Here is a 14,858-nt window from a genome sequence, read left to right as displayed (position 1 = left end):
ACATAGAGTATTTCGTGTCACAACAGCTTTTCAGCTGCTCAAGTGAGGAGTCCGTAAGGAGTAGCCGCAAAGGAGGTCAATGCAGTATTTTTCTCTCTACACGCGCCTCCAGCTTACCGAGAAGCATTACAGTGCCTTTATGAGTATCTCGCTCATAGGGCTGTTTGCTGTAACGCCAAAGGTCCTCTAGCCTTATCTTACAACAAGATCACCAGAGTGACCTGTAATGGCTACTAATGCACCGTTTAGTTGGGAAGACCCTTTACTGCTCGAACAACAGCTCAGCGATGAAGAGCGAATGGTACGCAACAGCAGCGCACAGTTTGCGCAAGCCACGCTGGCGCCACGTGTTTTGGAGGCCTTCCGGCACGAGCAAACCGATCCGTGGATCTTTCGTGAGATGGGAGAGGCAGGCTTGCTGGGTGCCACAATTCCCAGCGAGTACGGTGGGAGCGGACTCAACTATGTATGTTATGGGCTGATTGCCCGTGAGGTTGAGCGGATCGACTCTGGATACCGCTCCATGATGAGTGTTCAGTCGTCTTTGGTCATGATGCCTATCTATGAGTTTGGAACCCAGGCACAGCGCCAGAAATATCTACCCAGACTGGCATCAGGCGAATGGATTGGCTGTTTCGGTCTGACAGAGCCGGATCATGGCTCTGATCCAGGATCAATGGCTAGCCGCGCCAAAAAGGTGGAAGGCGGCTATCGCCTGACTGGTAACAAGACCTGGATCACCAACAGTCCGATTGCTGACGTATTCGTCGTTTGGGCCAAGGATGAAGTTGGAGATATCCGCGGATTTGTCCTGGAGAAAGGCTGGGAAGGATTATCTGCACCTGTCATTCACGGCAAAATCGGGTTGCGAGCCTCCATTACCGGCGACATCATCATGGAGAATGTTTTCGTTCCTGAAGAAAATCTGTTCCCAGATATTCGGGGCCTCAAAGGCCCGTTTACCTGCCTTAACGCGGCCCGCTACGGCATTAGCTGGGGAGCCCTGGGGGCTGCTGAGTTCTGCTGGCACACCGCTCGGCAATACACCCTTGATCGTAAGCAATTCGGACGCCCGCTGGCAGCCAATCAGCTGGTTCAGAAGAAGCTGGCCGATATGCAGACCGACATTACCCTGGCCTTGCAAGGTTGCCTGCGCCTTGGCCGAATGAAGGATGAGGGGACAGCGGCTGTAGAGATTACGTCAATCATGAAGCGCAACAGTTGCGGCAAGGCGTTAGACGTCGCTCGTATGGCCCGCGATATGCTCGGAGGAAATGGTATCTCCGACGCGTTCGGCATTGCTCGGCATCTGGTGAACCTTGAGGTAGTCAATACCTACGAGGGAACGCATGATGTTCATGCACTTATCTTGGGCCGGGCACAGACCGGTATTCAGGCCTTCTTCTAAGTTCGTTGAAGAAGGCCGATTTATGGGTGGAGCACTACCAGTCTGAACCTGTCATGGATACCCGAATGTGCGGACGGCTGCTGCCAGCCGTTCCACGGCATGGCCGATCCCTTCGAGTGATGGGGCAGCAAACGACAATCGTACTGCGGAGCAATCAGGTGCCTTTGCATAAAACGCACTACCCGGCACGTACAAGACCTTATGCTCGATAGCCTTTTCAAGAACTGCTTTTGCGTCCAGTCCATCGGACCAACGCCCCCAGACAAACAGACCGCCTGCTGGCATCTGGCACTCGAACCGCTGTCCGAGCTGCGCCTGTAGGCCGCCCACCAATGCCTGACATTTTGCGCGATAAGCCTTGGTTAAAACGGGCAGATGCCGCTCAAGAAACCCTTGCGCTAAATAGGCCTCAGCAATGGCCTGCATCCAGCCTGAAGTACATAGATCGGCGGTCTGTTTGGCAATAGTGCAGCGCTTGAGCACATCGGCAGGGCCAATCATCCAGCCAATACGCACACCCGGCGCCACAATCTTTGAAAGGCTGGACAGGTACACCACGCAGTCTTGGGTTTCAGGCTGCATACGAGCCAGCTCGGCCAACGTAGGGATGGCTGCGCCGGTAAAGCGTAGATCACCATAGGGGTCATCTTCGACAATCAGCAGGTCATGACGAGCAGCCACTTCCAGCAAGGCACGTCGGCGCTCCAGACCGAGCGTAAGCCCGGTGGGGTTGGCAAACGTGGGTGACACATAGAGCAACGTGGGCCGTTGCTGCTGTGTATAGCTGGCCAGCTGGATATCCAGCTTTGCAGGATCGATGCCGTCCTGATCGGATGACACCGTTTCAATGCGCGCTTGGGCAAGCCGTAAGGCCTGGAGGGTAGCGGGGTACGTGGGCTCCTCGACGAGTACAATGTCGCCCGGCGAGAGCAGGACTCTAACCAATAGATCGAGTCCCTGTTGCGAGCCAGACGTGACGATCAGGCTATCCGCTTCACAAGGGATACCACGCTGACGGCTCAAATGGGCAAGCGCATCGCGTAGCCCCGGCAAACCCTCGCTGCTTGAATACTGCAGACAGGCAACCGGATTGCGAAAGGCAATCGCCATGGCTTCGGCCAGCCCAGCTTCATCAAACAGGTCGGACGCCGGGTATCCCCCAGCCAGTGAGATCATGCCCGGCACAGAGAGATACTTGAACAGCTCTCTAATCGGAGAGCCTTGCGGAGCAGCAAATACAGGGTTAAAGGTACGCATGGGAACCCACCGTTGGTCGCGATGAGAAAACTATGCGGCTGCCGCTTCGATCAACACAAACGAGAAAAAGTCATAGGCTGTTGAAAGAAAGGAATTCTGACGCTTTTAGCGCCTCGCTTGACTTTCCTGCCGAACTGTTTACTTTTAGCGCCCATGAACACCTTCATCACCCCCATCGCCGCGTATTATTACTACCTGAACGCTTTCGGGTGGTAGGTGCTGCGCTGCATTCCGAACCGCCTGTGGCGGCTCGGTGAATGCAAACTCTCCCAGTCTCTGCAGGTTAAAGAACCCAGGAGACTTATCCCATGAGCAAACCCCAGCAAGACCTTCTTCACCTGTTGGAAGAACGCGGTTTCATTCATCAGACTACTGATCGTGATGGCCTTAATGAGGCACTAAACAGTGGTCCTGTGACTGCCTACCTGGGCTTTGATGCGACGGCTGATAGCCTTCATGTTGGGCATCTGCAGGGCTTGATGCTTATGCGTTGGATGCAGCGCGCAGGACATCCCATCCTACTGCTGATCGGTGGCGCTACGACCCGCATCGGCGATCCCAGTTTTCGCGACAGCAGCCGTCCGGTGCTAAACGATGCCCAGATTGCTCAAAACATGTCGGGTATTGCCAAGGCGTTCACTACCTATCTTGAGCTGGGCGACACAGACGGTCGGGCTAGAGTCGTGGATAACGCCGAATGGCTTGATGGCCTCGGCTACCTGAGTTTTCTCAATACGGTAGGGCGGCATTTCTCGATCAACCGCCTGCTTACATTCGATGCCATTCGTAATCGACTAGACCGCGAACACTCGTTGTCCTTTGAGGAGTTTGGTTACACGCTGCTTCAGGCTTACGATTTCGTCGAACTAGCGCATCGGTATGGGTGCACCTTGCAATTAGGTGGCGCCGATCAGTGGGCCAATATCATTAACGGCGTTGAGCTTTCCCGCCGTCAGAATGGCCCGCAGCTCTATGGCCTTACCATGCCGCTCCTGACCACGAGTGATGGCAAGAAGATGGGCAAGTCGGCTCAGGGCGCTGTGTGGCTGAATAGCGACAAGCTTTCCGCCTATGACTTCTGGCAGTTCTGGCGCAACTGCGATGATCGGGATGTGGGGCGATTCCTTGCGCTATTTACCGAGTTGCCTATGGATGAGGTACGTCGCCTGGGAGCCTTGCAGGGAGCAGAGCTCAACGAAGCGAAAATCGTCCTTGCCAATGAGACCACGCGTCTGGGGCATGGCGAAGCTGCCCAGCGTGATGCCGAAGCGGCGGCACGTGCATTGTTCAGTGAGGGAACCCAGAGCGACACACTGCCAAAGGTAGAAGCCAGCCGCGCTGCACTGCAAAAAGGCCTGACGCTGACTGATCTTCTGGTGGAGACCGGTTTGCAGAGTTCACGCAGCGCTGTACGCCGATTGGCCGAAGGGGGCGGGCTGCGTATAGATGATGTACAGATCCAGAATCCTGATGAGCCTCTGTCCCAAGCCCTGGAGGGCAGCCGTTTGAGCCTGGGTAAGAAGCGCCATTTCCAGGTCGTGCTGGTGGACTGACAAAGAAAAGCCCCGGCATGCCGGGACTTTATCAACCATTGCAATCAGGTGGTGAATCGCATGACGAGCTTGTTCATGTCTACAGCTAGCCTAGACAGTTCTGCGCTGGCAGCAGCCGTCTGGTTGGCGCCTGCAGACGATTGTATCGAGAGGTCACGGATGCTGACCAGATTACAATCAACGGCTCGAGCTACCTGGGCCTGCTCTTCAGAAGCAGTTGCAATCAAGAGGTTCTTCTCGTTGATATCGGTAATTGCCTGGGCGATCTGAGCGAGTGCATTGCCGGCTTCCTGGGCAATGTCCAGACTGGACCTGGCTTCGTTACAGCTTCGCTGCATTGAGCTTACTGCCTGCTCAGAGCCGATCTGGATACCGCCAATCATTTGCTCGATCTCACGGGTGGACGCCTGTGTACGGTGAGCCAGTGCACGGACTTCGTCGGCCACGACCGCAAACCCTCGACCTTGCTCCCCGGCACGGGCAGCCTCGATGGCCGCGTTGAGTGCCAACAGGTTGGTCTGCTCCGCAATGGCGCGAATCACATCCAACACCTTGCTGATGCTCTGGGCTTGTGTGGCTAGACCTTGTACTTCGTTGCTAGTCGTTTCGACTGTAGCAGTCAACGCCTGGATCGCATTGACAGTCTGGGTGACGCGCTCGGACCCTGTGTGCGTAGCCCGCTCCGAAAGCTGTGCAGCATCGGATGCTGATGACGCATTACGTGCGACTTCCTCTACAGCAGCCGTCATCTCGTTGACTGCAGTAGCAGCCTGTTCAACTTCCTGGTTCTGTCTCAGCAGTCCCTGGCTGGACTCCTCCGTAACGGCATGCATTTCCTCCGCTGCAGACGCGAGCTGCGTCGATGAGTCACTAATGTGCCGAATAGTATCCCGTAAATTGGACTGCATAACGGCTGTGGAAGCCATAAGCTCACTCAGCTCATCTTTACCCGTTACCTTGATCTCAGCGCGAAGATCGCCTTCAGCAATCTTTTTGTTGACGGCCAGTACCTCACGTAAAGGCAATACGATGCTGCGAGTAAACAGGACAGCCATGACAACCGAGAGCAGGACTGCGAATACCACAATAGCGATCACAAATTTGAATGCGCTCTGGTAGTTGGACTCTGATTGATCACCAACTTCTTCAGCGCCTTCATAGTTTAAGTTGAGCAACTCCTCAATGGACTTCTGCAACTCGTTTGTAACAGGGCGAATTTGCGTATTGATATACGTTAATGCTTCGCTGGAGGGCTTGGTGTTAATGGTTATGAGGAGGGCATCCAGCATGGCGTCATACTTGGTTACCCGGCTATTCACCTCATCGTAAACCTTCTGCTCCTGTTCACTGGCTACCAGGGTCCCATAGCGACGATTGGCATCGGTCATCTTGGTACGTGCTGCCGCTATTGAGTCTAATGTTGTTTGTTTCAAAGACGGGTCTGTGATGGTGGCCAAGCGCAGACTTTCAAGGCGTAACCGAAGCACTGATGAGTCAATCTGACTGGCAACGCTAATGCTGCTCATCCAGTTCTGCTCGATTTCAACAGCAGCATTACGAATTTGCTGCATCTTGGATAAGGATAGCAACCCGAGCATTACCAATAAAACGGTAATCGCCATAAAGGCCAGGAAAGAACGCGGTGCGAGTTTGAGTGCTCTTAAAAACATGATCCGATTCCCTTACTACCCAAAAGCAGAGGAAGCCCATAAAAATTTTCTTGCTAAGAGCGTATCGGCAAAGAATTAAAATTACTGTAGTAAAAGCATGTTTATTTTCAATAAATCGCTAACATTTAAATACGTATTTTTTAAATTGTTGTTTTTATGAACTTTCTTATAGCAACATCTTTTATTACTGACGGTTACTGCTGTAAGCGCGCATCCCATGAGGAGGTAAAGCGTCAAACAGTACCTGCCTTGTTTAGTCAGGCTGTTCATTAGCTGTACGGGTGAAATACGGTTTTATTTTCGTTGGCCAAATGAGCGAAGGCCTTAGAGAGTGAGGCCTCAGTGCATAGCACGTGCAATACCTACGTAATGGTAAGTCAGCGGGCGAAGACCCATTAAGTAAAAGGTCTTCAGCTCAAGCATTTCAAAGCCAGCACTTTGAATAAGCTGGCTTATGTGCCGGTTAAGGCAACAGCCCCCAACCATACGCGACCACAGCGGTGTCATTCGATCCTGCCAAGAGCGGACCGTTACGTCAGGAGCTTGCCCATGCTCGCAAAACAAGAGCTGCCCATCTCGCTTTAGCACTCTATGCATTTCTTTGAGTGCAGCCACTGGGTCTGGAATGGTGCATAACGAATAGGTCACAACAACCGTATCAAAAGATTGACCGGGAAATGGAATCTGCTCGGCTGATAAGCCGACCAGCTCAACATTGAGGCCTGCACGTTGAGCACGAGACTGCGCCAGCCGATGCATACCAAGGGAAGGGTCCAGTCCAATGATGCGCTCGACTTGAGTGACGTCGTAGTACTCAAGATTAAGCCCGGTGCCGATACCAATCTCTAGCACCTTTCCATACGCCAGGGGGATTAGTGATTGCCGCTGCTGGCGCACGGGCTTGATCCCACACGCGATATCCAGAAGGTAAGGCAAAACATGGTGCTCGTACCATGAGCTCATACTGAATAGGCCGCTCGATTAATTAAGAAGAGAACCACTGTATCCGCTCTGACACGCTAGCGGGGAAGCAGCAGGCATGTCCGTCATATGACTACTGCTGGATTACCGAGCCTGTTAGCGGCGCCGAATTGGCGTGATGCCCTAATTTCCCATCTGGAGTATTCCATGGTGGCCGCTGTCTTGTACCAGAACAACGTGATCGTTCTGAGTATTCACCCGGATACCCCAGGAGATGTCCAGCGTCGTGACTACTCTGATCGAGATGGTTGTCTACCTGCCAGTATGGTTTAACGCTTTGTACATACAGTGCCGGTGCTAACCAATCTTAAAATTCGCAACTGCCTTGCGTAAGGTTTTGTCTTTTACAGGTACACGCTAAAGCCCAGGAAACAGGTATCAGGGGCACGACAGCTCTCTTACTTGGATGAGTATAAGGAGCAAGGGCATAGATCATATCAGTTATGGTTTCAGGCCTGAGCCTGTGCCATAGAGAGGGTTAAACAGGTGATCAAGCGAGTCGAGGATTCGCTCCTGCTCGGTCAAAACCGTACCTAAGCCACGACGGAGAACCTATTTATCCTGTCCTGCCGCTTAGACTCGCAAGCGGCAAAGGTGACTTTTTACATTAAATGTATATTTTTAGGAAAAACATATAAATCATTGTTTTAATTGAAAAAATATCTACATGGCTATCTATGGCCATCTTCTCCTTGCTCATTTAACGGCGTTCTTGAAGCTTCTTCTGAGGTTACATAAAAAGGTTGATACTTGGCTTAACAGTTAATGTGATTTCTTAGTTAAATCTCTAAAAGACATTAAATAATTCAGATAAGTTATTGATTTTATTCATGTTTATGATGAGAAAAATCATTCAAAAATCTATGCTCATCAAGATGCATGAAGCGTTGAATCCCGAGTCGCTTCTAAAGGTCCATAAGTACTCTATGTTTACTAATGAGGTTGGATCATGGGACTGTTCAATTCGATTCTTGAAAAGCTTGGTTTAGATGGTGTGAGTAACGAAGAGCAGAGAAAGGCTGACGTTGGTGTTATTGATGCTAGCAAGACCTCTACACGCATCGTCGTAGATTCGGAAGAAACCAATGCGGCCAATCACGCCACTGCTGGGCAAAACCAGACGGAGGCGGCCACCAGTGTGCACAATTCAACAGACATTTCGGCGCGGCTAGATACCATGGCAGAAAGTCATACCGACTCCCTGAACTGGCGGTCATCCATTGTCGATTTGCTTAAGGTGCTTAACCTCGACAGTAGCTTTGAGTCCCGCAAGGAGATGGCTACCGAGCTAGGCTGCCCAGCGGACACGCTTGAAAACTCGGAACAGATGAACGTATGGCTGCACAGGGCTGTTATGCAGAAGTTGGCTGAGCACCACGGCGCAGTTCCACCTGAGCTTAGAACGTAACCTGCTGTGTAAGGCAGGCATCCAAAACGGGGATGCCTGCGAAACACATCTGATGGTTAGGTATTCCCCATTAAGGGGTCACTAATAGAGTGACGGCCTGTCTCAAGCCGACCCGCCAGACGACGCTCCCAGCGGTTTTGATCAGCACGAATCGTGATGTCATACCATCCGCCACTTATACGGGTCGATACACGCTGCTTGTGCGTGGCACCCGCCCCAAGCTGAAACTGTCGTGGTCCTTCAAGTGTATAGGGGCAACGATCAATGTGAACCGTGATCGCCTGTAGACCGTTATTAGTGATCGTCATAACCAGGTTATGGCTTTTGCCATCACGTTGCAGGTGCACCTCAGTCTGTTGCTCTTTAAGGTTCCCGCGCAGCGCTCGATGAAAACCATTAGGTCCCAGCAGCCACAAGTCATAGGCGCCTTCATCGGTTGCAGTAGGAACCCAGACATCACTCAGCAGCTTTCCTGCCTCAATAGTGTAACGACGAGGAGGCTCTTCCAGATGCAGCCGATCATACACATGCAACACGATGCCTTGTTTACCCGTGTTACGCATGGTCAGCGTAAGCTGACGGGTTTCAGAGCTCCCCTCGGCTTCGACCTCTATCTGGTAGGGTAATGCACGTGAAGGCCGAGCCAGGCGGTGCTGTACTGGAGGCCGCTGCTGGTCAGCCGCAGGCAAAGGGACTTGTGGGAGCTGTTCTTGCTTTTCACGTAGACGGTCTGCCGCACGGCGCGAGGTCGTTTGCAGTGGCGGCAGCATTTCCTGATTCGGATTAACGAAGTTGAACGCCGAAGTCAGATCACCGCATACCGCTCGCCGCCAGGGGCTGATATTGGGCTCCCTCACATTAAAGCGCTTTTCCAGAAATTGGAGTACTGAGGTGTGGTCGAAGACCTGTGAGTTGACCCAGCCTCCACGGCTCCAGGGTGAAATGACAAACATCGGCACACGAGGGCCCGGACCATAAACGCGTCCATCCGGGGCCGGTTGCTCCTTCGAGCCAGGAGGGGCCTTGTGCTGAAACACTTCCGCATCAAAATCAACCGTTGATTTGCCTGCAAGTGTGCCGTCTGCACGCAAGGAAGGTGGAGTCGGTGGCGGCACGTGATCAAAAAAGCCATCGTTCTCATCATAGTTGACGAGCAATACCGTTTTGCTCCAAACCTCCGGATTCTCAGTCAGTGCATTGAGAACTTCCTGGGTGTACCAACCGCCCTGAACAGGGCTCGAAGGCCCAGGATGCTCTGAGTATTCTGCCGGGGCGACCAACCAGCTTACCTGAGGCAGCTTGCCTTGCCGAACGTCGCGCCTGAAGCTTTCAAACATCGTTTCAAGGTCACTGCTATTTGCTGCCGGCATGGTATTGCCATTGCCTTTATACAGCGGAGCGACCGCGTCCAGCTCCTCGCGATACACCACAAAATCAGTGAAATCTGCCGGGGGCTGAGCTGGGTTACCGACCTTGACGCTAGCCGCACGGTATTGGCGAAAGCCGCCATGAGCATTGTCGCCATAATTATCCGGCAGATACTGATAGACCTTCCATGAGACTCCCGCATCCTCAAGGCGCTCGGCATAGGTTGTCCAGTCGTACCCTTCCTCTGGTGGACCTGGGTCGTACCACTCGTTGACGACCGCTGCAACGTTGGAGCCGGTGGGGCCGTTAGTCCCGGTCCACAGGAACAGGCGGTTCGGCGTCGTTCCACCCAGCAGTGAGCAATGATAGGCGTCACAGAGAGTAAAGGTATTGGCTAGAGCGAACTGAAAGGGCACCTCGTTGCGCTCGTAATATCCCATCGAGGTAGGTGTCTTATAAGTAGGCCACGCACTTAGACGGCCACTGTCCCAAGCTGCATGGGTGTCGGCCCAGGAGTGAGGCGTGTCATGTACACGCTGAGCGTTGCCTTTGCGGCTGTCAAGATGATAAGGCAGGATCACACGTCCCTGGCCTTGCTGCTGCCAGACGGAGCGTCCTTCGGGCAGCGGGATTGTCAGCCGGTCGGCAAAACCTCGTACGCCGGGCAGCGTTCCGAAGTAATGGTCAAACGATCGGTTCTCCTGCATCAGGATGACTACGTGTTCGACATCCTGAATAGTGCCAGTACGGTTATGAGCTGGAATAGCCAGTGCTCGTTGGATCGAGGCGGGCAGCATAGCGATTGCCGAACCAACGGCTGCTGCCTGCAAAAGATTTCTTCGAGTGAGAGAAGGCATAACTCGTTCGCTCCCTGTACGTGCTGAGGTGGGTTTAACCGGAACAACTCGTTACACATTTGTACGGGCAGCAAGTAGCAGAAATATGACACCGCGAAAGGATTGTGAGTCTCTGGACGGGCCAATCGCATATTGGCCTGCTGGGGAGGCCGGGTGCGACTGGCCATGCCCGGTCGCACCCGGGAGAATGTCAGGATTTTTCAGTAATAATGAATTGATTGGTGCCGAGCTTATGGGCTCCCCAGGAGACAGCGTAACCCTGGCCAAGCCTTACGGCCTCGGAGACGGCTACCGCCTCGCTGTTATACACACAGGCCAAATGCCATGGGGTGTTTCGATAAACTCCCCAGCCTTTGACCCAGTCCTGGTCGTTGGGATCTGTTTGTAGCTCACGGAGTAGCCATTTGAATTCCATAACAGCCTTCCTGGTAGCAGTGGGATAGGTAATACCACAGTAACGCCCGCTCAACGCAGCGGGCGATTCGGGCTTTTGGGAAGTGTAGCCAAGATCTTTGCGTTAGCCTGACGAGCTAACGCTATCGAGTACACGACCAGGAATGATGGCGTCACGATGAGATTGAACATCGAAACGGACGGATGTTCACGAGAATAAAGAGGGAGGGATAGGGCCCCATCCCTGGGGCAGCATGCTCAGCTAGGCAGTAGATCCTGTCTGCCTATGTGATTTATCGTTTGCCTAATCAATAACTTGAGCCTTGATTTACGATTTAAGTTGGCCATTCATCCCATTAGACAAACGGCAGGCTGTAGTGGCGAATAAATATTAAAACGCCCCCTCTAAGAAGAAGTACCACTGCCTGGCCTGCTGCATCATGAAATACCTGTCTCGTCTTACCTATATGTTTGCTGATTCATTTGCTCTGAAGGGTATTATCGATCAAGAGGGGAGCCTTACCATTACAGCAGATCCACTCGACGGGGGTGATCCTTATATCTGGCGCTTCTCGGCGCGGTATCTGCAAAATGGTGCTCTGTTCCAGACATTGCTGGACGACATCGAGCATGAGCTGCATAAACATAGCCAGCAAAAGGAGCAGGCTCTGGCAGACGAACTGGCCGCACCGCCTGTAGGTCAGGTGTCTCCTTAAGACAACTACGTACCAGGCTTGCTTTTGGCAGTTGCCCATCTTGTTAGCGCCAGTGCTGCCAATCATTCGACAGCCTTCCCAGGATCTTGAGCAGACTTACTCAACCTCTGCCTGTTTTTGACGTCAAAGGGTATCTCTCTTAGCAGGATCTGGCAGTCCATGAGCCTTACCTACGGCATCTGCTCGGATGCGCATTTGCATAATTGGTCAGCATTTTCTCGCGTTGACGAAAAGGGACTTAACAGCCGTCTCGGGCATATTCTGGACCAGATTCAACGCGCAGCCGAGGATACTTGCAAAGCAGGAGGACGAACGCTCTATATCACGGGCGATCTATTCCATGTACGCGGCTCCGTTTCGCCAACAGTGCTTAATCCCACTATCGACCTTTTTACACGGCTTACAACCAGCCTGGGCCTGAAAGTCCGTGTGCTTGCCGGCAATCACGACCTTGAGTCACGCGATAGCAGTGCATTGGGTAATGCCTGCGAGAGTTTGCGTACTATTTCAGGCATCGAAGTGATCTCGACGCCTGCGCTTTTCGAGGATGAAAAGGTGGTAATGGTGCCCTGGTACGACAGACTTGATGACGTTCGTCATCATATCGATACCTGCCTGGCAGACGTAAGCAGACGTGGAGAGATACCCGATACATGGACATTGATGCTCCATGCTCCAGTCAACGGTGTGCTGGCAGGCTTGCCTGATAACGGCTTTAGTGCAGCGGAATTGGCACGTTATGGCTTCAAGCGTGTCTTTGTCGGGCATTACCATAACCATAAGCGGTTTGAGGGCGAAGTCTATAGCGTAGGCGCAACGACTCATCAAACCTGGAACGACGTAGGGAGTCGAGCCGGATATCTCCTGGTCGGTGAGGCCGAGGTAGACTTCCGTAACTCTTCTGCACCTCGTTTCATAGACCTTGATAATCACTGGAATGAAGCCGAAGCCCGAACGCAGTGTGCAGGCAATTATGTGCGTGCCCGGCTGGGCGAAGCTACCGAGGATGATATTTCCCAGCTTCGTAACCAGCTCAAGGATTGGGGGGTCTTGGGAAGTCTGGTACAAGCCATACCTTTGCCACGCTCTGCTACTACCCAGCGTCGTTCACACGTATCCAACGCACCCACATTGCGCGAGTCGATTCGTGGATGGGTGCAGGAAAACAGTACTTTTGGTGATCCACTGATCACGCTATGCAATGACATTCTGAACGAAGCCGAGGCCATCGACCCATGAAGGTGCAAAACCTTTCGATTACTCACTTCATGGCCATTGGGCATGTCGAGACACTCCCGCTGAATGATAAAGGGCTTGTGCTGATTCAGGGTGAGAACCTTGATGATACAAGTCAGCAGAGTAACGGAGCCGGCAAGTCTTCAATAGCCGATGCACTCTGCTGGGGGCTGTATGGCGAAACGGCTCGCCAGGAGTCTGGGGATGCGGTTATCAACCGTACCGCGGGAAAGGGCACAGAAGTGAGTCTTGAGCTGCTCGACGAAACCGGAGCGCTCTACCGGATCAGTCGCTATCGCAAGCATCGCCGTTATAAGAATCAGTTACGCCTGGAACACTTGGCGAATGGCGTTTGGCAAGACTTGACCAAAGGCTCGGATAAGCTAACGCAAGCGCTGGTTGATAGGGTGGTTGGTTGTTCACGCGAAGTCTTTACTAATGCGATCTATCTTGGGCAGGAAGCCATGCCTGATCTACCCGGCATGACCGACCGCAACCTCAAGCTTCTGGTAGAGGAGGCCGCTGGTATCGATCAGCTCCAACGGGCTTATGAGATTGCACGCGCCAGGCTGAGCCGGTGCAAGGTTGAGGTAGGTGAGCTGACAGCTCAGGCTCAGGCATTGGTAAATGCCATTACAACCTTTGCGGCTAACGTCAGCGCGGCCGAGCAGGATCGTGACGCCTGGATCCGCCAGCAGCAGACCGCCATTCAGGCGGCTATACAGCAGCATTGTAATGCGCTGGCAGCTTTTGACGCTGGCATGGGGGACTACCTTGAGGCACGCATCAGGAGTCTGGATGACCAAGCCGCTGTTATCCGCGGCAGGATCGCTGCATCTGATGCCGAGCGACAGCAGGAGCGGGTGCTTGCCAAGGCGCATCGTGAAGCCGAGCTGACCTATGCGGGCATTCAACAGAAACTCAGGGATGAGCAGACCAAGGCCCAGCAGCTTACTCACTCGCTGGAGCATATCAGTGATCAAGTTGGGACGACCTGTTCTCAATGTGGGCATGTTATCGAACCACAGGATTTAGAGACCTCGCGAGCGGCGGCCCAACGAGCTGTAGAAGCTCAACTGGAAAAGATCCTTCTTTTGGAAGACCAAAAGAGGTCAGCTCAGCAAACACTGGAACAGGTGGAGAAAAGCCTGCACGGCTTTCGTGAACACATGACAGATGTTTCTGAGCAAAGCGCAGCCTTGGGGATGCTTGAACAGCAAAGACAGAAAACCCAGTCTGAGCAGCGTGCCTGGGAGCAGCAGGCCAACCACCTCAAAACGTTAGAGGAGCGGATCGTGCAATTGAAATCCGCGCAAAATTCTCATGACGCAACCATTCATCGTGCGCGTGAGCAATTGGCTCAGGCACGAACACGGCAAGAGGCACTCATTACAACGCTCGATACGGCACAGAGGCATTTAACCCTAGCGGAAGAAGCCGTCCGCGTCTTTAGTCCTGCAGGTGTACGTGCTCATATCCTTGACAACGTGACGCCTTACCTGAACGCTCGGACAGCGCATTATCTATCGACGTTAACGGATGGAAACGTGACCGCGGTATGGTCCACTATTGCGCTTACCGCCAAGGGAGAGCTGCGTGAAAGGTTCTCTATCGATGTCGTGAGCGCAACGGGAGGAAAGACCTTTAAAAGTCTCTCTGGAGGCGAAAAGCGTAAGGTCAGACTTGCGACAGCCATGGCTTTACAGGATCTTGTTGCATCACGCGCAAGTAAACCCATCAAACTATTCATGGCAGACGAGATTGATCAGGCCCTTGATAACGCAGGCCTTGAGCGACTTATGTTTCTATTGGAAGAAAAATCCCACGACAAGGGAACGGTGCTCGTCATAAGTCATACAGACTTGCGTGACTGGATCCGCAACAGCATTACGATTATAAAGAAAAATGGGCAGGCAACAGTGGATGCAGCTTATGCCACGTAGGCGGTGGCAGTAACTTAGAGGAGATGGGAGAAGATAAAGCTAAGCCGAGCATCCCTGCAGGCTTGCTG

12 protein-coding genes are annotated in these 14,858 nt (G+C 52.9%); 7 read left to right on the top strand and 5 right to left on the bottom strand.

The features are described from left to right. The first annotated feature begins 226 nt into the window (after positions 1 to 226). Positions 227 to 1,408, top strand: coding sequence for an acyl-CoA dehydrogenase (locus tag IEX86_RS14930; protein WP_188866925.1), 1,182 nt, complete (start codon positions 227 to 229; stop codon positions 1,406 to 1,408). Positions 1,409 to 1,459: 51 nt separating this feature from the next. Here IEX86_RS14930 and IEX86_RS14925 read toward each other — a convergent pair whose 3' ends face one another. After that, positions 1,460 to 2,665 carry an aminotransferase-like domain-containing protein gene (locus IEX86_RS14925; protein ID WP_188866924.1) on the bottom strand — a complete coding sequence of 402 codons (1,206 nt, stop codon included), beginning with the start codon at positions 2,663 to 2,665 and terminating at the stop codon, positions 1,460 to 1,462. 308 nt (positions 2,666 to 2,973) lie between these two features. Between IEX86_RS14925 and tyrS the strand changes: the two genes are divergently transcribed. After that, entirely contained in the window at positions 2,974 to 4,218 is a 1,245-nt protein-coding gene (gene tyrS / locus IEX86_RS14920) for a tyrosine--tRNA ligase (RefSeq protein ID WP_188866923.1), read from the top strand. A 44-nt stretch (positions 4,219 to 4,262) separates the two neighbouring features. Here the strand turns inward: tyrS and IEX86_RS14915 are convergent, their stop codons facing one another. Next, entirely contained in the window at positions 4,263 to 5,888 is a 1,626-nt protein-coding gene (locus tag IEX86_RS14915; protein WP_188866922.1) for a methyl-accepting chemotaxis protein, read from the bottom strand. Positions 5,889 to 6,227: 339 nt separating this feature from the next. Continuing rightward, positions 6,228 to 6,851, bottom strand: a complete 624-nt coding sequence (locus IEX86_RS14910; RefSeq protein WP_188866921.1) for a class I SAM-dependent methyltransferase — start codon at positions 6,849 to 6,851, stop codon at positions 6,228 to 6,230. Positions 6,852 to 6,938: 87 nt separating this feature from the next. Between IEX86_RS14910 and IEX86_RS14905 the strand changes: the two genes are divergently transcribed. Both IEX86_RS14905 and IEX86_RS14900 read left to right on the top strand, forming a co-directional pair. Further along, a complete protein-coding gene (locus IEX86_RS14905; protein ID WP_188866920.1) occupies positions 6,939 to 7,142 on the top strand; it encodes a hypothetical protein in 204 nt (67 codons plus the stop codon). 676 nt (positions 7,143 to 7,818) lie between these two features. Next, on the top strand, positions 7,819 to 8,277 hold the full coding sequence (locus IEX86_RS14900; RefSeq protein WP_188866919.1) for a DUF3597 domain-containing protein: 459 nt from the start codon (positions 7,819 to 7,821) through the stop codon (positions 8,275 to 8,277). Between the two features lie 56 nt (positions 8,278 to 8,333). Here the strand turns inward: IEX86_RS14900 and IEX86_RS14895 are convergent, their stop codons facing one another. Then, positions 8,334 to 10,502 carry a phosphocholine-specific phospholipase C gene (locus tag IEX86_RS14895; RefSeq protein WP_188866918.1) on the bottom strand — a complete coding sequence of 723 codons (2,169 nt, stop codon included), beginning with the start codon at positions 10,500 to 10,502 and terminating at the stop codon, positions 8,334 to 8,336. 190 nt (positions 10,503 to 10,692) lie between these two features. Next, positions 10,693 to 10,917 carry a hypothetical protein gene (locus IEX86_RS14890; protein WP_188866917.1) on the bottom strand — a complete coding sequence of 75 codons (225 nt, stop codon included), beginning with the start codon at positions 10,915 to 10,917 and terminating at the stop codon, positions 10,693 to 10,695. 418 nt (positions 10,918 to 11,335) lie between these two features. Between IEX86_RS14890 and IEX86_RS14885 the strand changes: the two genes are divergently transcribed. From IEX86_RS14885 to IEX86_RS14875, 3 genes are all read left to right on the top strand, one after another. Beyond that, the gene (locus IEX86_RS14885; protein WP_188866916.1) at positions 11,336 to 11,611 is read left to right on the top strand and encodes a hypothetical protein; all 276 of its coding nucleotides are present in this window, start codon (positions 11,336 to 11,338) and stop codon (positions 11,609 to 11,611) included. Between the two features lie 159 nt (positions 11,612 to 11,770). After that, on the top strand, positions 11,771 to 12,850 hold the full coding sequence (locus tag IEX86_RS14880; protein WP_188866915.1) for a metallophosphoesterase: 1,080 nt from the start codon (positions 11,771 to 11,773) through the stop codon (positions 12,848 to 12,850). Next, complete coding sequence (locus IEX86_RS14875; protein WP_188866914.1) at positions 12,847 to 14,790, top strand: AAA family ATPase; 1,944 nt, start codon at positions 12,847 to 12,849, stop codon at positions 14,788 to 14,790. Before IEX86_RS14880 ends, IEX86_RS14875 begins: the two co-directional genes overlap by 4 nt. Positions 14,791 to 14,858 lie beyond the last annotated feature (68 nt).

This window comes from Pseudomonas asuensis (assembly GCF_014646755.1).
In the GTDB taxonomy this organism is placed as follows: Bacteria; Pseudomonadota; Gammaproteobacteria; order Pseudomonadales; family Pseudomonadaceae; genus Chryseomonas; species Chryseomonas asuensis.
The sequence above is the reverse complement of the archived record's forward strand: the minus strand, read 5'-3'. Positions and strand labels throughout refer to the sequence as shown.